Source organism: Actinomycetospora succinea, assembly GCF_004363095.1.
GTDB lineage: Bacteria > Actinomycetota > Actinomycetes > Mycobacteriales > Pseudonocardiaceae > Actinomycetospora > Actinomycetospora succinea.
Genome location: NZ_SNYO01000005.1, coordinates 272,176 through 289,061 on the forward strand (window position 1 = coordinate 272,176; position 16,886 = coordinate 289,061).

15 protein-coding genes are annotated in these 16,886 nt (G+C 78.0%); 8 read left to right on the plus strand and 7 right to left on the minus strand.

The window, feature by feature from the left end; all coding sequences use genetic code 11:
- Positions 1 to 66 precede the first annotated feature (66 nt).
- The 5 genes from EV188_RS19935 to EV188_RS19955 all read left to right on the plus strand — a co-directional run bounded on the left by EV188_RS19935 (position 67) and on the right by EV188_RS19955 (position 9,524).
- Positions 67 to 2,616 carry a helix-turn-helix transcriptional regulator gene (locus tag EV188_RS19935; protein ID WP_133828026.1) on the plus strand — a complete coding sequence of 850 codons (2,550 nt, stop codon included), beginning with the start codon at positions 67 to 69 and terminating at the stop codon, positions 2,614 to 2,616.
- A complete protein-coding gene (locus tag EV188_RS19940; RefSeq protein ID WP_133828027.1) occupies positions 2,613 to 3,860 on the plus strand; it encodes an MFS transporter in 1,248 nt (415 codons plus the stop codon). The genes EV188_RS19935 and EV188_RS19940 overlap by 4 nt, the downstream gene beginning before the upstream one ends.
- A gap of 4 nt (positions 3,861 to 3,864) precedes the next feature.
- Positions 3,865 to 6,591 carry a helix-turn-helix transcriptional regulator gene (locus EV188_RS19945; protein ID WP_133828028.1) on the plus strand — a complete coding sequence of 909 codons (2,727 nt, stop codon included), beginning with the start codon at positions 3,865 to 3,867 and terminating at the stop codon, positions 6,589 to 6,591.
- A 90-nt stretch (positions 6,592 to 6,681) separates the two neighbouring features.
- On the plus strand, positions 6,682 to 9,213 hold the full coding sequence (locus EV188_RS19950) for a winged helix-turn-helix domain-containing protein (RefSeq protein ID WP_133828029.1): 2,532 nt from the start codon (positions 6,682 to 6,684) through the stop codon (positions 9,211 to 9,213).
- A gap of 95 nt (positions 9,214 to 9,308) precedes the next feature.
- Positions 9,309 to 9,524 carry a hypothetical protein gene (locus EV188_RS19955; protein ID WP_133828030.1) on the plus strand — a complete coding sequence of 72 codons (216 nt, stop codon included), beginning with the start codon at positions 9,309 to 9,311 and terminating at the stop codon, positions 9,522 to 9,524.
- A gap of 69 nt (positions 9,525 to 9,593) precedes the next feature.
- On the opposite strand, the gene EV188_RS19960 is transcribed toward EV188_RS19955, so the two are convergent.
- Genes EV188_RS19960 through EV188_RS19970 form a run of 3 tightly spaced genes read right to left on the minus strand, consistent with a single transcriptional unit; the run spans position 9,594 to position 11,575 of the window.
- Complete coding sequence (locus tag EV188_RS19960; protein ID WP_133828031.1) at positions 9,594 to 10,106, minus strand: DUF1269 domain-containing protein; 513 nt, start codon at positions 10,104 to 10,106, stop codon at positions 9,594 to 9,596.
- 3 nt (positions 10,107 to 10,109) lie between these two features.
- A complete protein-coding gene (locus tag EV188_RS19965) occupies positions 10,110 to 11,042 on the minus strand; it encodes a hypothetical protein (RefSeq protein ID WP_133828032.1) in 933 nt (310 codons plus the stop codon).
- 11 nt (positions 11,043 to 11,053) lie between these two features.
- Positions 11,054 to 11,575: a hypothetical protein gene (locus EV188_RS19970; RefSeq protein WP_133828033.1), complete on the minus strand. Its 522-nt coding sequence runs from the start codon at positions 11,573 to 11,575 to the stop codon at positions 11,054 to 11,056.
- Positions 11,576 to 11,690: 115 nt separating this feature from the next.
- On the opposite strand from EV188_RS19970, the gene EV188_RS19975 reads away from it, so the two are divergent.
- Together EV188_RS19975 and EV188_RS19980 are read left to right on the plus strand one after the other, a co-directional pair.
- Positions 11,691 to 12,902 carry an AI-2E family transporter gene (locus EV188_RS19975; protein WP_133828034.1) on the plus strand — a complete coding sequence of 404 codons (1,212 nt, stop codon included), beginning with the start codon at positions 11,691 to 11,693 and terminating at the stop codon, positions 12,900 to 12,902.
- A 40-nt stretch (positions 12,903 to 12,942) separates the two neighbouring features.
- The gene (locus EV188_RS19980; RefSeq protein ID WP_133828035.1) at positions 12,943 to 13,395 is read left to right on the plus strand and encodes a DUF5709 domain-containing protein; all 453 of its coding nucleotides are present in this window, start codon (positions 12,943 to 12,945) and stop codon (positions 13,393 to 13,395) included.
- Positions 13,396 to 13,411: 16 nt separating this feature from the next.
- On the opposite strand, the gene EV188_RS19985 is transcribed toward EV188_RS19980, so the two are convergent.
- The gene (locus EV188_RS19985) at positions 13,412 to 14,320 is read right to left on the minus strand and encodes an FAD-dependent oxidoreductase (protein WP_133828036.1); all 909 of its coding nucleotides are present in this window, start codon (positions 14,318 to 14,320) and stop codon (positions 13,412 to 13,414) included.
- Positions 14,321 to 14,368: 48 nt separating this feature from the next.
- Positions 14,369 to 15,001, minus strand: coding sequence for a polysaccharide deacetylase family protein (locus tag EV188_RS19990; protein WP_166659981.1), 633 nt, complete (start codon positions 14,999 to 15,001; stop codon positions 14,369 to 14,371).
- A gap of 44 nt (positions 15,002 to 15,045) precedes the next feature.
- Between EV188_RS19990 and EV188_RS19995 the strand changes: the two genes are divergently transcribed.
- The gene (locus EV188_RS19995; protein ID WP_133828038.1) at positions 15,046 to 15,384 is read left to right on the plus strand and encodes an MmcQ/YjbR family DNA-binding protein; all 339 of its coding nucleotides are present in this window, start codon (positions 15,046 to 15,048) and stop codon (positions 15,382 to 15,384) included.
- Here EV188_RS19995 and EV188_RS20000 read toward each other — a convergent pair whose 3' ends face one another.
- Positions 15,385 to 16,182, minus strand: coding sequence for an enoyl-CoA hydratase/isomerase family protein (locus EV188_RS20000; protein ID WP_133828039.1), 798 nt, complete (start codon positions 16,180 to 16,182; stop codon positions 15,385 to 15,387).
- Positions 16,179 to 16,847 (minus strand): TIGR03086 family metal-binding protein, encoded by a 669-nt coding sequence (locus EV188_RS20005; protein ID WP_243741848.1) that lies wholly within the window; start codon positions 16,845 to 16,847, stop codon positions 16,179 to 16,181. The genes EV188_RS20000 and EV188_RS20005 overlap by 4 nt, the downstream gene beginning before the upstream one ends.
- Between the last annotated feature and the right edge of the window lie 39 nt (positions 16,848 to 16,886).

A 16,886-nucleotide genomic window follows, 5' to 3' on the forward strand; every position in this document is an offset into this window, starting at 1 on the left:
AGATCCTATGGTGACGGTGGCCGCCGCCCTCCGCGACGGCGTGTGCAGCCACCCGAGGTCAAACACATGGCCCACGTCGCCCGGTCGAGGACCGGGCCCCCCGAGCTCCCGCCCGGCCACGTCCGGCGCGGGGCGCTGGAGGACGTCCTCGACCGGGGTGCCGACCGCGCCCTCGTGCTGCTCTCGGCGCCCCCGGGCTTCGGCAAGACCTCGCTGCTCGCCTCGTGGATCGGCGCCGACCACGGGCGCGCGACGGCCTGGGTGAGCCTGGAGCCCGAGGACCGCGATCCGCGCCGGCTGTGGAGCGCGGTCCTCGAGGCGCTGACGTCGCTGTCCGCGGTGCCGCCGTCCAGCAGGCTCCACCGCCTGGTGGTGTCCCGGTCGACGGTGGCGCCGGAGTTCCTCACCGAGCTCACCGAGGCGCTCGCGGCCCTGCCCACGCCGGTCCGGCTCGTGCTCGACGACGTCCAGCACCTCGCCGACCCGCTCTCGCGACAGGGGCTGGCGATGCTGCTGCGCGACGCCGGGCCGCTGTTCCGGCTCGTGCTCGCGGGGCGGCGGGACCCGCCGCTGCCGCTGCCGCGCCTGCGGATGGACGAGCGGGTCACCGAGCTGCGCGCCGGGCACCTGCAGTTCGCGCCCGACGAGTCGGCGGCGCTGCTGCACGCCTGCGGCCTGCACCTCGACGACGCGCAGGTCGCGGAGCTGCACGAGCGCACCGGGGGCTGGGTGGCCGGCCTGCGGCTCGCGGCGCTGTCGCTGCGCGACCACCCGCACCCCGAGCGCTTCCTCGAGGGGTTCTCGGGCGACGAACGACCGGTCGCCGACTACCTCGTCGACGAGGTCCTCGCCGGGCTCGCCGAGCCCCACCGCGAGGTGCTGCGCCGGATCAGCGTCGCCGCGCGGGTCCCGGCCGCGCTCGCCCCGCGGCTGACCGGGCGCACCGACGCCACCGAGGTGCTCGACGAGCTGGCCCGCGACACCGGTCTGGTCACGGGCAGCGGCGCGCCGGGCGACCCCTACCGGCTGCCCGAGCTGCTGCGCTCGCACCTCGTCGCCGACCTCGGCCGCCGCGGACCGGACCTCGTGGCCGGGCTCGACACGGTCGCGGCCGCCTGGTGGTCCGAGCAGGGCGAGCCGGTCGAGGCGCTCCGGCACGCCGCCCGCGCGGGCGACGGGGAGCTGCTCGCCGCGCTCGTCGGGCGCTGGGGGCCGTGGCTCGCCGGGCGGGGCGAGCACGCGGCGCTGGGGCGCGCGGTGAGCGCGGCGGACCGCGACGGGGCGCGCCCGGACGCCCGCCTCGCGACGGCCGCCGTCCACGGGCACCTCGCGCGCGGGGAGAGCGACGCGGCGCGGGACGCGCTGCGGCGGGCCCGGCGCGACCGCACCCCGGACCCCGACACCCGGGCCTTCCGCGCCGCGACCGAGCGGGTGCTGGGCCGCCGCCCGCCCGTCGACGACGAGCCCGTCCCCGCCGAGCCCGCCCTCGGGGCGCACGTGCGGGTCGGGCGCGGCGCGGCCGCCCTGCTCGCCGGCGAGGCGTCCCGCGCCCGCACCGAGCTCGGGGCCGGCCTCGCGCTGGCGCACCGGGCCGGCCTCGACGTCGTCGCGCACCGCGGCCGCGCCCTGCTCGCCGCCGCGCTGTGGGTCGCCGGCGACGTGCCGCGGGCCCTCGAGGCCGCCGAGCGCGTCGTCGGCGAGCCCGACGCCGACGGGCCGGGCGCGGCGCCGTGGACCGCGATCGCCGGGGCCGTCGCCGCCCATGCGGCCCTGCTGCGCGCCGACCCCGCGGCCGCCCGCGACACCACCGAGGACGCCCCGCCGACCACCCCGGCGGTGCGGTTCGCGCGGCGCAGCGCCCACGGCGGGGCCGTGTTCGACCTCGGCGAGGGCCCGGCGGGCCTGCTCGCGCTGCAGGCGGCCCGGACCGAGCTCGGCGACGCCGACGTGCCGGGCGCCCTCGCCGCCGCCGCGGCCCTCCTCGAGCACCGCGCGGCCCTCGAGCTCGGCCACACCACCGCGGCCGGCGCCGTCGCCGCCTGGCTCGCCGGGCGCCGGCCCGCGAGCCCCGCCCTCGCGCTGATGCGCGGGTGGGGCGCGGTGGCGGCCGGCGACCCCGCCGCGGCCCGCGAGGCGATCGCCCCCCTGCTCGCCCGGCGCCCGCGCCCGAGCCCGGACGCGCTCGACGTCGAGGCCTGGCTGCTGGAGAGCGCCGGGCGCCTCGCGCGCGACGACCGTCCCGGCGCCCGGGCCGCGGCCCGCCACGCGGTGGGCCTCGCCGAGCCGCTCGGGGCGCTGCGGCCCTTCGCCCACGCCGACGGCGGGGTGCGCGCGCTGCTGGTGGACGAGCTCGCGACCGGCGCGCCGCGCGCTGCGTTCGTCGCCCGGGCCCTGGCGGCAGGGGCGACCTCGCCGGGGGGCATCGCGCTGAGCGTCCGCGAGCACGACGTCCTCACCCGCCTGCCCTCGCTGGAGAGCCTCGACGAGATCGCGAGCGAGCTCGACGTCTCCATCAACACGATCAAGACCCACGTCCGCGCCCTCTACGGCAAGCTCGGCGTCACGACGCGCCGGGACGCGGTGCTCGTCGCGCACGAGCAGGGCCTGCTGGGATGAGCGCGCCTTCGCCCCGTGCCGTCCTCGCGCTGCTCACGGGCCTGATGCTCGTCGACTTCGCCGACCGGCAGGTCCTCGTGGCCGCGTTCCCGTACCTGCGCGCGGAGTGGGGGCTCGCCGACACCACGCTCGGCGCACTGGTCTCCGTCGTGACCCTGACCGTGGCGCTCGGCGCGCTGCCCGCCGCCTCGCTGGTGGACCGGTGGAGCCGGACGCGGGCCATCGCCCTCATGGGCACGGTCTGGAGCGCGGCGGCGGCCGCCTCGGCGTTCGCGCCCGGACCGGGGACGCTGCTCGCCGCCCGGATCGGGGTCGGCGCCGGCGAGGCGGGCTACGGACCGGCCGGTGGCGCGCTGCTCGCCACCCTGTTCCCGGCGCAGCGCCGGGCCGCCGTGCTCGGCGTGTTCCAGGCCGCCGGGCCGCTCGGGACCGTCGTGGGCATGCTGCTCGGCAGCGCGGTCGCGGCGCAGTGGGGCTGGCGGTGGGCCGTCGCCGTCATGGTCGTGCCGGGGCTGCTGCTCGCGCTCGCCGTGCTGCGGGTCCGCGACTACCCGACGGTGCGCACGGTCCCCCGCGGGCCCCGCGCCGTCGCCGGCGTCCTGCGCACGCGCACCGTCGTCGCGGCGGTCACCGGCATGGTGCTGCTGCTCGTCGTCGCGTCGTCGCTGTACACGTGGCTGCCGACCCACTTCGAGCGCGACCTCCACCTCGCCCCGGCGCAGGCCGGCGGGCTGGCCGCGGTCGTGATGCTCGCCGGCGTGGCCGGCACCGCGGGCGCCGGGCTGCTCACCGACCGCGCCGCCCGCCGCGACCCCGGCGCCCGGCTGCGGACGCCGGTCCTCGCGGGCCTCGCGACCACCGCCCTGCTCGTGCCGGCGTTCACGCTCGTGCCCGCCGGGCCGGGCCAGGTCGCCCTGGTGCTGCTCGGCGCGGCGGCCGTCACGGCGGCCGTCGGGCCCGCGGCGGCGGTCGTCGTGGACGTGACCCACCCCGGCGTGCGGGCCACCGCGTTCTCCGTGCTCGTCGTGGCCCAGAACCTCCTCGGGCTCACCGTCGGCCCGGTCCTCACCGGCGCCCTCGCCGACACCATCGGCCTCACCACCGCGTTCGCGCTCCTCGCCGCCCTCGGCGTCGTCGCGGCCGGCGCGTTCCTGGTGGCGGCGCGCGCGTACCCCGGCGACCGCGCGGCGGTCCTCGGTCCGGACGCCGTCCCCGCCGATCTCCGTCCGACGGGCGGGGGGTAGCGCCGTGGCCACCCGTCGCGCCACCTCGTCGGGCCCCGTCGTCGCGGGGCCGTGGCCCGCTGCCTCCACGGGGTCGACGGCCCCGGCCGCCCCTCCCCCGGCCGCGCCCCGTGCCGACGCCGAGCACGCCGTCCCGGTGGCCACGCACGTCGTCGGGCGCCCGCGGCTGCACGCCCAGCTCGACCGGGCCGTCGCCGACGCGGCGATGACCCTGGTCGTGGGGCCGGCCGGCTGGGGCAAGACGCTCCTCGTGAGCTCCTGGCTGGCCGCGGGCGCCGGGGGCCGCGAGGCCGCCTGGGTGACGCTCGGCGCCGGCCACGACGAGCCGCGGGCGTTCTGGGCCGCGCTCGCCCGCGCCGTCGGGTCGGCGGCGGGCCCGGCCACGGCCGCGGCGCTGCGCGGGCTCGACGGCCGCCTCGGCGGCGGCGCCGACCCGGACGAGCTGCCCGGCGCGTTCGCGCACGCGCTGCGCCAGGCGGAGCGGCCCGTGGTCCTCGTCCTCGACGACCTCCACGAGGTGTCCTCGCCCGCGGTGCACCGGGGGCTGCAGAGCCTGGTCGAGCGCCCCGTGCCCTCGCTCGCGCTCGTCGCCACCACGCGGCACGACCCGCCGTGGCCGCGGACCCGCCTGCTCATGGCCGGGCTGGTCGCGGAGGTCCGGCCCGACGACCTCGCCTTCCGCGACGACGAGGCCTCGGCGCTGTTCGCCCAGCTCGGGGTGGCCGCGCAGGGCGAGCACGTCCGGGAGATGGTGGCGCGGACCGGGGGCTGGGCGGCGGGCATGCGCCTCGCCGCGCTGGACCTCGCCACGCGCCCGGACGTCGACGCCGCGGTCGCCGCGTTCTCCGGCGACGCGCACAGCGTCTCGGGGTACCTGCTCGACGAGGTCCTCGGCCGCCAGCCCCCCGAGCTCGTGGCGTTCCTCGAGCGGATCAGCGTCGTCGACCTCGTGTGCGCCGACCTCGCCGACGCGATCACCGGGGGCGGCGACGGCGAGGCCCGCCTCGCCGAGCTCTCCGCGGCCCACCTGTTCGTCCAGGCGCTCGACCACCCCGGGCGCTGGTACCGGCTGCACCGCCTCGTGCTCGACGTCCTGCGCGCGCGCCCGGCGTCCCGTCGCGACCGCCGCGAGCGCCACCGCCGGGCCGCCGACTGGTTCCGGCACCGCGGGATGCCGCTCGAGGCGCTGCGCTCGGCGGTGCAGGGCGAGCTGTGGGCCCTCGCCGCCGAGGTCGTCGCCGCGCACCTCGCCGCGCTCGTCCTGCGCGGGTCCGCCGACGGGGTCATCCGGGTCCTCGGCGACATCCCGGAACCGGTCCTGCTCGAGCGCCCGGAGCTCGCGACCGCGCTCGCCGGCGCCCGCGTGGCCCTCGGCGACACGACCCAGGTCCCGGCCCTGCTCGCCGCCGCCCGGCGGGGCGCCGGCGCGCTCGGCGAGCGCCGCCGGCAGCGCCTCGAGGTCCACCACGCCCTCATCGAGGCCGCGCACGCCCGCGCCCGCGGCGACCTCGACGCCGTGGCGCTCGCCTACCGCCCGGTCACCCTCGACGTGGCCGCCCTCGACCGCTACGGCGTGCTCGACGCGGCGATCGTGCCGGCGGTCGTGCTGGCCAACCTCGGCACCGCGGAGCTGTGGACGGGGGACCTCGCCGCCGCCGACGGCCACCTGCGCGAGACCGCCGACGGCGCCGGCCCGGCGACGCTCCCCCGCGTCAACGCCGCCGCGCACCTCGCCCTGCTCTCCTGCGAGCGCGGCGAGCTGGACGCCGCGGAGCAGCGGGCCCGCGCGGTGATCGGGACCGCCGAGGAGGCGGGGTGGGCGCGCATGCCGCAGGTCGCCACCGCCTACCTGGCGATGGCCCGGGTGGCGATCGACCGCGGCGAGCCCGGTGCCGCCGAGCGCTGGCTCTCCCTGCTCGCCGAGGTCGAGGAGGTCGCGCCGGAGCCCCAGGTCCAGCTCGCCCGCGCGCTGACGCTCGCCGACCGCCAGGACGCCGCCGGCCACACGGAGGACGCCCTCGCCCGGCTACGGTCGGCGGACACCCGGGCGGGGTCGTGGACGCCGCCCCGCCCGCTGGCCGAGCAGTGGCGCCTGGGCGAGGCCGACCTCCTGGCGCGCTCCGGCAACCCCGACGCCGCGCGGGCGGTGGCCGGCCGCCTCGGCACGCCGCGCACCGACGGCGGCCGGGTCGCCGCCGCCCGACTGCTCGGCCACCTCGGGGACGACGGCGTCGAGGAGGCCCTGGGCGACACGGCGGCGAGCGCGCTCCCCCGGGTCCGGACGGGCGCCGGCGTGGTCGCGGCGCTCGCCGCCGAGCGCGCCGGCGCCCCGGAGCGCGCGGCGGCGCTGCTCGAGGACGCCCTGCTGACCGCCGCGCCCCACGCGCTGCGCCGCCCGTTCCTCGCCGAGCCGGCGCTCGCCGACGTCCTGCGGCGTCGGGTCGACCGGGGCAGCGGCGCCGTGGGCTTCGCGGTGGACCTCCTCGAGCGCCTCACCGGCACGCCCGCCGACCACGGCGCGCCCCGCCCGCCACTCGCCGAGCCCCTCACCGAGCGTGAGGCGACGATGCTGCGCTACCTCGCCAGCACCCTGTCGAACCCCGAGATCGCCGCCGAGCTCTACGTCTCGGTCAACACCGTGAAGTCCCACCAACGGGCCGTGTACCGCAAGCTCGGGGCGTCCGGTCGGCGGGAGGCGGTCCGCCGAGCGCGCGCCCTCGGATTGCTGTGAGTGGCCATGCTCGCGACCCGCTCACCCTCATCCGCCTCATCCTCGGCGAAGGACGCCGCCTCACCCGGGCACGCGCCACTCTCCGTGGTCATGGTCCGCATTCCCGCGAGCAGGACGGCCGTCCCGGCGCTGCCCGCCTGGCTGGTCCGGCGCCCGGCGCTGTGGCGGCGCCTCGAGTCCGCCCGGCCCGGCCAGCTGGTCGCGGTGATCGCGCCCGCCGGGTCGGGCAAGACCGTCCTGCTCGCCGAGTGGGCCCGCCACGGCGGGGGCCCGCCGACGGCGTGGGCCGGTCTCGACCGCGACGACGCCGACCCCGACCGGTTCTGGTCGGTGGTGCTCGCGGCCGTGCTCGCCACCGGCGCCGTCCCCGCCGGCAGCCCGCTGCACGAGCTGGCCGAGCGGGGCGCGACGGGTGAGGACCTCGCGGATGCCCTGCTCGAGGGGCTGGGCACGCTGCGTCCCGCGATCCGCCTCGTCCTCGACGACGTCCACGTCCTCACCGAGCGCCAGGCCGGGGTGCGCGCGCTGGCCCGGCTGGTGCGCCACCGGCCCGCGGGGGTGCACCTGGTGCTCGCGGCGCGCTCCGACCCCGCCGTCGGCCTGCCCCGGCTCCGCCTCGAGGACGGGCTGCGCGAGCTGCGCGCCGACGGCCTGCGGTTCTCCCTCGACGCCACCGCCGCGCTCGCCGAGGCCAGCGGGGTCGCGCTCGACGCCGACGACGTCGTCACCCTGCACCGGCGCACGGAGGGCTGGGCCGCCGGCCTGCGCCTCGCGGTGCTCGCGCTGCGCGGCGGCGAGGGGTCCGGGGAGTCGTTCCTCGCCCGCTTCTCCGGGGACGACCGGTCGGTCGCCGACTACCTCGGCGGCGAGCTCCTCGACGGCCTCGCCCCCGACGACCGCGAGCTGCTCGCCGACCTCAGCGTCTGCCGACGCCTCCCGGACGCCCTCGCGGTCACGTTGACCGGGCGCGCCGACGTCGCCCGGCGGCTGGAGGAGGTCGCGCACGGGATCGGCATGGTCGAGCGCGTCGGGCCCGACGAGCACCACGTCCACGCCCTCCTGCGCTCCCACCTGGTCGCCGACCTGGCCCGGCGGCGGCCCGAGCACTGCCGCCGCCAGCACGCCGCGGCCGCCCGGTGGTGGGCCGAGCACGACGAGCCCGCCCACGCCCTGCGCCACGCCGAGCGCGCCGAGGACCCAGCCCTGACCGCGGAGCTCCTGGGCCGGCTCGCCGTCCCGCTGCTGCTGCGCGGGGAGCTCCCCGCGCTGCGCCGGGCGCTGGGCACGGTCGGCCTTAGCGCCGTCGGCGCCGACCCGGGCCTCGCGCTCGCCGCCGCGCTCGTCCACCTCGAGGCGCGCGAGCTCCCGGCCGCCATGGCGCGGCTGCGCCTCGCGGCCCGGGCGTGGCCCGCGGCGCCCGCGCCGGACCTCGCCGCCCTGCGCGCGGCGGCCGAGCTGCTCGCCGGGACCGAGCCGGCGCACCCCGTCACGGCGCCCGAGGACCCGGGGCTCGCCGGCCTGCTGCACCTCGCCCGCGGCACCGCCCTGCTCGCGGCCTCCCCGGCCGACACCGCCACCGCCCGCGCCGAGCTGCACCGCGCGCTGGCCCCGGCCCGCGCCGGGCGGCTCGTCCGGCTCGAGGTCGCCACCTTCGCCGAGCTCGCCCTCGCCGCCGTCGTCGAGGGCGACCCGGGCGGGGTGACGGGGCCCGCCGAGGCCGCCCTGGAGACCGCGGGCCGCCCGGCGTGGACCGCGCGGACCGCGGCGCTGCTCGCCTGGTCGGACCTGCTGCGCGGCGACCCCGGCCGCGCCGCCGACCGGTGCGCGGGCGTCCTGGAGCTCCCCGACCGGCTCGCCCCCGCGGACCGCTACGCCCTGCGCGCGGTGCACGGCGCCGCCGTCGGCGACCTCGGCCGCCGCGGCGCCGGGCTCACCGAGGCCCGCGAGGCGCGGGTCGCGCTCGGCGACGCGCTGCTCCCGGCGCCGCTGGTCGGCGCGCTGGCGCTGCTCGAGCACCGCGCCGCGCTGCTGCTCGGCAACCTGCGCGTCGCGGGCGAGGTCACCGCCTGGCTGGCCGGGCGCGTCGGCGACACCGACGAGGGTGCCCTGATGCGGGCGTGCACCGAGGCCGCCACGGGCCGGTGGGAGGCCGCGCGCGCGGGCGTCGCCGCGCTGCGCCGCTCCGGCCGGGCGCCGGCGACGGTGCTCGTCGAGGCCGGGCTCCTCGACGCCGAGGCCGCGCTGCGCGCCGACGACACCGCCCGCGGCCGGGCCGCGCTCGACGCCGCCCTCACCGCCGCGCGCGACCGCGACCTCGTGCGCCCGTTCGCGCTCGCCGGCCCCCGGACCCGGGCGCTGCTGCGCGAGCACCCCGCGACGTCCGCCCGGGTCGCCGCCGCCTGCGCCGCGGTCACCGACGAGCCCGCGCCGCCGCTCAGCGAGCGCGAGCTGGTCATCCTCGCCCTGCTCCCGTCGCTGCTCGACGCCCCGACGATGGCCGACGAGCTCGTGGTCTCGGTCAACACCGTCAAGACCCAGATCCGCTCGATCTACGCGAAGCTCGGGGTGTCGTCCCGGCGGGGCGCGGTCACCGAGGCCCAGGAGCGCGGGCTGCTCGTCTGACGTTCCGGTGCCGTTCACCTGCCCGGGATGAGGCGGCCCGACCGCCCCGCGGACGACGATCGTCGGCGAACGAGCAGACGAGCGAGGAGACGGCCGTGTCGGGACGCTTCGAGATCCGTGTCAGCGGTCGCCTCTCCGACCGGGCGCGGGCCGCCTTCCCCGACATGGCCGTCGTCGAGGTGCCCGCGGAGACCGTGCTGTCGGGCGTCTCGCAGGACGACGACGAGGTGCACGGCATCCTCGACCGCATCCAGGCGCTCGGCCTCGAGCTGGTCTCGCTGCGGCAGGTGCGGGAGACCGACGAGTCCTGAACGTGCGACGACCCGCCGGCGGAAGACGCCGGCGGGTCGTCGGGGGCGGTACTGGTCAGCGCGGGACGCTCAGACCTGGACCGGTGCGTCGTCGTCGACGTCGGAGAACACCTCGCGCAGCTGGTTCTCCTGGTCGGCGGACAGGTTGGTGTGCAGCAGCTCGGCCTGGCTGCCGCGGAACGCGTCGGCGACCTTGTCCTGCACCGCGTTCGCGGTCAGGGCGAACAGGGCCGACGTCCCCGGGGTCACCTTGGTGCGCACCTCGTCGATGAACTCGTCGTCGATCCCGACGTCGGAGAGCGAGCCCGCCATCGCGCCGGCGGCCGCGCCGACGACCATGCCGAGCAGCGGGACGAAGAAGATCAGCCCGAACAGCAGGCCCCAGAAGCTCCCGCCGAGGGCTCCGCCGCCCGTGAGGTTGTGCAGCTGGCGCGTCTTCGGCCGCTTCTTGTCGGCCGGCCAGGTCACGACCGCCGCGTCGAGGACCTGGATCAGCTCCTCCTTCTGGAGCCGTTCGAGCGTCGCGAGGGCCTGCTCCGCGCCCTCCGGTGTCGGGAACTTCCATGCCGTCAAGGTCGCCATCGGTCATCCTCCTCGGTGCCACGAACCGCCCTCCGCCACCGGCGCGGCCGGTGCGGAGGGCTCGTCGGGACTCTCGTCCGCCGCGGCGCCGCCGGCCTCATCCCCGCGGGGTGACAGGAGGCGCGACCCGAGCAGGCCGACGGCGACGAGGTGGCCGACGAGGGCCCCGCCGAGCATCACGACGCCGAACGCGACGAACCACGAGAGGATCACGAACACGATCCCCAGCGGCCCGAACTGCCGGTACTGCGCGGTGATCTGGGTCGAGAGCACCAGCGGGGCGGCGATCCGCAGGCCCGCCAGGCCGATGCCGACGACGACCGCGCCGGGCAGCAGGCGCATCCAGGGCACCCGCCCGCCGAGCAGGAGGTACTGGGTCCACCACGCCCACGCCATCGCGCACGGGGTGCCCAGCAGCAGCACCAGGCCGCCGTCCACCGGACCGACGAGGACCACGACGCCGACGAGCGCGAGGAAGCCGCCGAGCCACGCGAGGGGCCGCCACAGCGTCCGGATCCCCCGGTGCGGCAGGTTCCAGACGAGCTCGTAGGCGCGCTGGAGCGCGAGCGGCCACCGGACGGTGAGGACGACCGTCAGCAGGACGCTGAACCACGTCGACGCGCTCGACACCGTGGTCGTCGTGGGGAAGAGCTGCTGGAGGTCCGACGTGGCCTGCGGCGTCAGCCCGACCCGCGTCGCGAAGGCGGTCACGGCGCCGCCGGGTCGCCCGAGCGGCACGACGGCCGCCAGGGTCACCAGGGCCGGGATGACGAGCGTGAACGCGAGGGCGGCGAGGATCAGGGCCTGCTTGGTGAGCTGGGTGTCGACGACCCGCCGCTGCAGGTGGCCGAGCCCGCTCTCGTCGAACCGTGCCCGCGTGTCCCGCAGCCGGTCCCGCCAGGGCGGCGGGCCGTCGGGCTCCGGTGCGGGGGTCATCGCGCGCCCCGTCAGTGCAGCGCGGCCTTGAGCAGCACGATCGACGCGCCGACCAGCAGCGACGCGATCGCCCACGCCACCTGCACCGCGGGCCGGCGCCGCGCCGCGCGGCCGCCGAGCACGCTCAGCACGGCGAGCGCGGCCACGCCGACCCACAGGGTGATGTCGATGCGCAGCGCGACGTCCAGGCCCGTCAGCGCCATCACGCCCAGGAGCACGCCGGCGAGGATGCCGGGCAGCGCCGTCCCGGTGCTCTCGGCGACCACCGACCGGATCACGCGCGGCCCCGACCGCGGCGGCCCGGTGAGGGTGCCGGCGAGCACGCCGCCGTAGGTCTCGGCGAGGAAGATGGCGACGCCGGTCCCCGCGACGGTCAGCGCGGCGACCCCGGGCCCGGGGTCGTGGTCGCCGAGGTAGGCGAGCACCGACATCGCCATGAGCGTCCCGTAGACCGACGCCCTGAGGCGGTGCCGGCGCAGCACCACCGGGGTTTGGTGCGCCGAGCTCTCCTGCGCGTCCGGCGAGGTGGTCACGCCCGTCGACGCTAGGCAGCGCGGGCCGTCCGGGGCTCCCCCGCGCCGGGTGATGGCGGGTGCTCACCCGTCGCGGGTGAGCCGCGACACGCGCCGCGTTCCTACCGTCCGTGGCATGACGACTCCCACCGCGACACCCGACGCCGGCCCAGGGTCCGGAGGGTTCGGGGTCCCGCGCGCCCTGATGCTCATGCTCGGCGCGGCGTGCGTCGTCATCGTCATCGCCGGTCTCCAGGCCGGCGCCTGGCTGATCGCGCCGATCCTGCTCGCGCTGGTGATCGTGATCGCGGTCAGCCCGGTCCAGTCGTGGCTGCGGCGGATCGGGGTGCCCGGCTGGCTGACGGTGCTCTCGATGGTCCTGGTGATCTTCGCCGTGGTGGTCGGGCTGGTCGTGCTGCTGGTGGCGTCGGTCGGTCAGCTCGTGGCGCTCGTGCCGCAGTACGCCGACCGCACGCAGAACATCACGAACCAGGTGACGAACCTGCTCCACCGGGTCGGGTTCGACCCGGGCCACGCGCAGGCGACGGCGTCGTCGGCCGACATCGGGAAGATCGCCGGCGCGGTCGGGGGCCTGCTCTCGAGCGTCAGCGGGGCCCTGACCAGCCTCGTGTTCATCCTCGCGCTGCTGCTCTTCCTCATCGCCGAGGCCGGCGGCGCGAGCCGGCGCCTGGACGCCATCGGCGCCGACCGGCCGCACATGGTCGAGGCGATGCAGAGCTTCGCCCACGGCACGCGCCAGTACCTCGTCGTCACGGCGATCTTCGGGCTGATCGTGGCCGTGCTGGACTCGGTCGCCCTCGCGATCATGGGCATCCCGCTGGTGGTCCTCTGGGGCCTGCTGTCGTTCATCACCAACTTCATCCCGAACGTCGGCTTCATCATCGGGGTCATCCCGCCCGCGCTCGTCGGGCTCCTCGTCGGCGGGTGGCAGCTCGGGCTCGCGGTGCTGATCGTCTACTGCGTCCTCAACGCGATCGTGCAGTCGCTGATCCAGCCGCACTTCACCGGCGACGCCGTCGGGCTCTCGACGACGATCACGTTCGTCGCCCTGCTCTTCTGGGCCTGGGTCCTCGGCCCGCTCGGCGCCCTGCTGGCGATCCCCGCCACGCTGCTGATCAAGGCGGTCCTCGTCGACTGCGACCCGAGCGCCCGCTGGGTCGAGGCCCTCATCGGCGCCAACAGCCCGCCGAAGAAGGACAAGAAGAAGCACCAGAAGGGGGCCGAGGCCGCCGAGCCGGCCGGGAGGGACGCCGACGGTGACGCCGCGGACACCGAGGGCGAACCCCCGGTCGCGGCGCCCGCGCCCCGCGCGGCACCGGCCACCTGAGGCCCACCACAGCGCCGGCCGAGCAGGGCACACTGGGCCCGTGACCACGCCCGACACCCCCGACGTCACCAGCGGCGACGACCCCGACAGCGCCGACGACACCGTCTTCGAGCAGCTCGACGAGGCCGAGTCCCTCGACGACCCGGACCTCGCCGACCAGCTCGACGAGGGCGTCTCCCCCAACGAGCAGCCCTGGGGCGTCGACGCCTGGGGCATCACGCCCGAGGAGGAGCGCGAGGGCCAGCCCCTGGCCGGCCGCCTGCGCCGCGAGCTCCCGGACGACGACGAGGACTCCGACGACGACGGCGACGGGCTCGGCGACGCCAGCGACACCGACGGCGAGCTCTGGGACGACGAGGTCGGCGAGCGACGCTCCGGGCGCCTCGTGCTGCGCGAGGACGGCGAGGACTTCTTCGCCGACGACGCCGGCATCGACGGCGCCGGCGCGAGCGCCGAGGAGGCCGCGATCCACCTGGTCGACGACGACCGCTGAGCCCGGGCCCGGCGACTCAGCCGACCAGCGCGACCACCTCGTCCGCCACGCCCCACGAGACGGTGACGCCCACGCCGCCGTGCCCGTAGGCGTGCACGACGTCGCCCTCGCGCTCGACCCGCGGCGCCGGGCGCACGGGGCGCCACCCGACCTCGCAGCCCAGCACCCGCGCGCCGGCGAGCCGCGGCTCGACGGCGACCGCGCGCTCGAGGACCGCCGCGGCGACCTCGTCGTCCGGGGTCGTGTCGTCCTCGGGCAGCGCCACCCCGCCGACCACGGTGCGCCCGGCGTGCGGGAAGACGTTGGTCCAGCGGGGCGCGGCGACGACCTCCATGCGGAACTCCTCGACGGGCGCACCCTCGAGCACGACGTGGACGCCGCGCACGGGCGTGAGTGACGGGTCGCCGGCGAGCTCGCGGGCGCCGCTGCCGGCCGCGTCCACGACCACCCCGTCCGCCGGGAGCGTGTCGACGTGGCGCTGCTCGACCGTGACGCCGAGGTCCGCGGCGCGTCGCGCCAGGTACGCGAGGTAGGTGGGCATGTCCGCGAAGGGCAGCGTCACCGCCATACCGGTCCGGAAGCCGCCGCGCTCGGCCTCGTCCAGCGGGCGGACGTCGGGGAGCTCGAACGCCCACGGCGGCAGCTCGTCGGCGACGTCGACGTGGATGCGGCCGTGGCGGCGGCGCACGCCGGTCGCGGGGTCGTCGGCGAGCGCGGTGAAGACGGGCGTCGAGCGCTCGGTCCAGCGGGTCAGCGGGTCGTCGGGACCGGCGCCGCTGATCCCGAGCATGGCGCCGGCCGCGCCGGACGTCGTCGCCCCCACCGGGCGGTCGGTGCGCACGTGGACGCGGTGGCCCGCCTCGGCGAGGCGGATCGCGCTGCTCAGGCCGATCACGCCGGCCCCGATCACCAGGACGTCGGTCATGGGCTCATGGTGCCGGGCGGCTGCTCCGCGCTCTTGGAGGAATCGGAGCTAGCCGTCCGCCAGGGTCGAGAGCGTGACCGCGTCCAGGCCGCGGGCGGCGGTGCGGGCGAGCAGGGCGTCGAGGGTGGCGGGCACGGCGGCACGGCCGGGGCCCTCGTGCAGGACGAGCACCCCGCCGCGGGCGATCACGGCGTCGAGGGACCGGGCGGTGCCCGCGGTCCCGGCGCCCGCCCCGCTGATCGCCACGGCGCTGCCGAGCGCACACCGCAGCCCGGCGGCCTCGGTGACGTCGAGGTGGCGGGCGGTCGGCCAGCCGGAGCCGGGCCGGAACCACCGCACGAGGCCGTGCTCCTCGAGGACGCGCCGGGTGTCGGCGAGCTTCGCCGCGAACTCGTCGACGGGCAGGCGCCAGGTCGGTTCGTCGCGCCAGGTGTGGTTGCCGAGCTCGTGGCCCTCGGCGGCGATCCGGGCGACGAGGTCGGGGTGCGCCGCCGCCCGCTCGCCGAGGAGGAAGAAGGTGGCGCGGGCGCCGTGGCGGGCGAGCACGTCGAGTACGGCGGGCGTCGTCGCCGGGTCGGGGCCGTCGTCGAGCGTCACCGCGAACCGCGGGGCACGGGTGGGGACGGCGAACAGCACGCGGCCCCGCAGGATCGGTCCGACGGCGTCGACGATCGGGGTCACGATCACCATCATCCGTGTCGGGGCCCGGTGCTAGCTTCGCGCCCGTGGCCGACGTGCACGACGTCCGCCGGCTCGCACTCGGTCTCGACGACGTCGAGGAGATCGACTGCGCCGGCTTCGACTTCCGCGTGCGCGGGCGCGGGTTCGTCTGGTCGTACCCCGACCGCAGCAGCGGGCGCCGCGTCCTGCGCACCGACATCGCCGTGCTGTTCGTCGGCGACGAGGCCGAGCGGCAGGCCCTGCTGCTCGGCGAGCCGGACCTGTTCTTCTCCACCCCGAGCTACGAGGGCCTGCCGTTCGTGCTGCTGCGCCTCGACGAGGTCGACGTGCCGCGCCTGACCGAGCTGCTCACCGACGCGTGGCGGATGCGCGTCGAGGGGTGATCACTCGCCCCGGAACGTCGCCTTGCCGTGCCCCTCCTCGACGAACGAGCGCATCGCCCCCGCCAGGTCCTCGGTCGCGAAGAGCGCGCCCGCGGCGTCCGGGGTGACGGCGTTCGCGGCCTCGAGCCCGCCCTCGGTGAGGTGGCGCAGGATCTCCTTCGTCGCCGCGTGCGCCCGGGTCGGCCCGGCGGCGAGCTGCGCGGCGAACGCGCGGGCCGCGTCGTCGAAGCCGTCCTCGGGGATCAGCCGGTCGACGACGCCCCAGCGCTCCATCTCCTCGGCGCCGAACCGGCCGGCGGTCATCACGAAGTACCGCGCCCGCCCGATCCCGGCGCGCTCGGCGAGGCGCTGTGTGCCGCCCATCGCCGGCGTGAGCCCGACCGTGGCCTCGATCAGCCCGAACGACGCCCGCGGCGTCGCGACGATGAGGTCGCAGGCCAGCGCCACCTCGAACGCCCAGGTCAGCGTCAGCCCGTGCGCCGCGAACACCGTCGGGCAGGGCAGGTGGTGCAGGCGGCGCCCGAGCTCGACCAGCTCGGCGAAGTAGGCGGTGCCGCCCGCGACGTCCCCGGCCTGCGCCAGCGGCTGGAAGGTCTGCTTGACGTCGACGCCCCCGCTCACGAGCTTGCCCTCGGCGCGCACCAGCACCGCCCGCGGCCGGGCCCGCTCGAGCTCGGCGACGGCGTCGCGCAGCGCCTCGTGCAGGGCCTGGTCGTAGAGGTTCAGCGGCGGGTGGTCGATGGTCATCACGGCGAGGCCGGCGTCGTCGACCGCGACCGTCACGGGGAGCGTCGTCATGAGTCCGAACCTGCCCGACGCGGCGCCGGCGCGCCCGGCGGGTCGAGACGATCACAGGGCACCGGCGCGGCCGGCGGCTCGAGCGGCGTCATCTGGACCTGCCGTCCGAGCCGCGCCAGCAGCACGTCGCGGGGCTCGTCGCTGCTCGGCGCGACGGGCGGACGCCACAGGCCCTGCCCGGTGAGCATGACCGGGTCGCGGCGGAGGTAGGTCAGCGCGCGGTCGACGCCGACGGGGTCGAGCTCCTCGTCGAGCCCTGCCCCGCGGGCGAGGTCCCACTCGTGCACGGTCAGGTCGAGGAGCATCTGCTCGGCGTACTCCTCGACCGGGATCCACCCGAAGATCGTGTGCACGCGCGCGGCGTGCGTGTCGGTCGCCGCCCACGTCGGCCGCGACCGGGCGACGGCGCGGTCCCAGGCACCGGGCGGGTCGCCGTGGAGCAGGTCGCCGTCGTAGCGGTCGCCCACCACGCCCATCGACGTGCCCGCGAGGACGTGCGGCGCCCAGAGGTGCTCGAAGCACAGGTGGGCGACGAGGTCGCGCACGGCCCACTCGGTGCACGGGGTCGGGGCGCGCCAGATGCCGGCGCCCACGGCACGGACCCGGGCGGTGACGCGGTCCATGGCGCCGGGGACCAGCGCGCGGGCGTCGGCGGTGTCGCTCACGGGCGGCACCCTGCTCCCCCGCCGCCCCGCCGTCGAGTA

Coding starts and splice junctions, on each gene's coding strand:
- EV188_RS19935 (WP_133828026.1), top strand. CDS start 67: ATGGCCCACGTCGCCCGGTCGAGGACCGGGCCCCCCGAGCTCCCGCCC.
- EV188_RS19940 (WP_133828027.1), top strand. CDS start 2,613: ATGAGCGCGCCTTCGCCCCGTGCCGTCCTCGCGCTGCTCACGGGCCTG.
- EV188_RS19950 (WP_133828029.1), top strand. CDS start 6,682: ATGGTCCGCATTCCCGCGAGCAGGACGGCCGTCCCGGCGCTGCCCGCC.
- EV188_RS19960 (WP_133828031.1), bottom strand. CDS start 10,106: ATGGCGACCTTGACGGCATGGAAGTTCCCGACACCGGAGGGCGCGGAG.
- EV188_RS19965 (WP_133828032.1), bottom strand. CDS start 11,042: ATGACCCCCGCACCGGAGCCCGACGGCCCGCCGCCCTGGCGGGACCGG.
- EV188_RS19975 (WP_133828034.1), top strand. CDS start 11,691: ATGACGACTCCCACCGCGACACCCGACGCCGGCCCAGGGTCCGGAGGG.
- EV188_RS19985 (WP_133828036.1), bottom strand. CDS start 14,320: ATGACCGACGTCCTGGTGATCGGGGCCGGCGTGATCGGCCTGAGCAGC.
- EV188_RS20000 (WP_133828039.1), bottom strand. CDS start 16,182: ATGACGACGCTCCCCGTGACGGTCGCGGTCGACGACGCCGGCCTCGCC.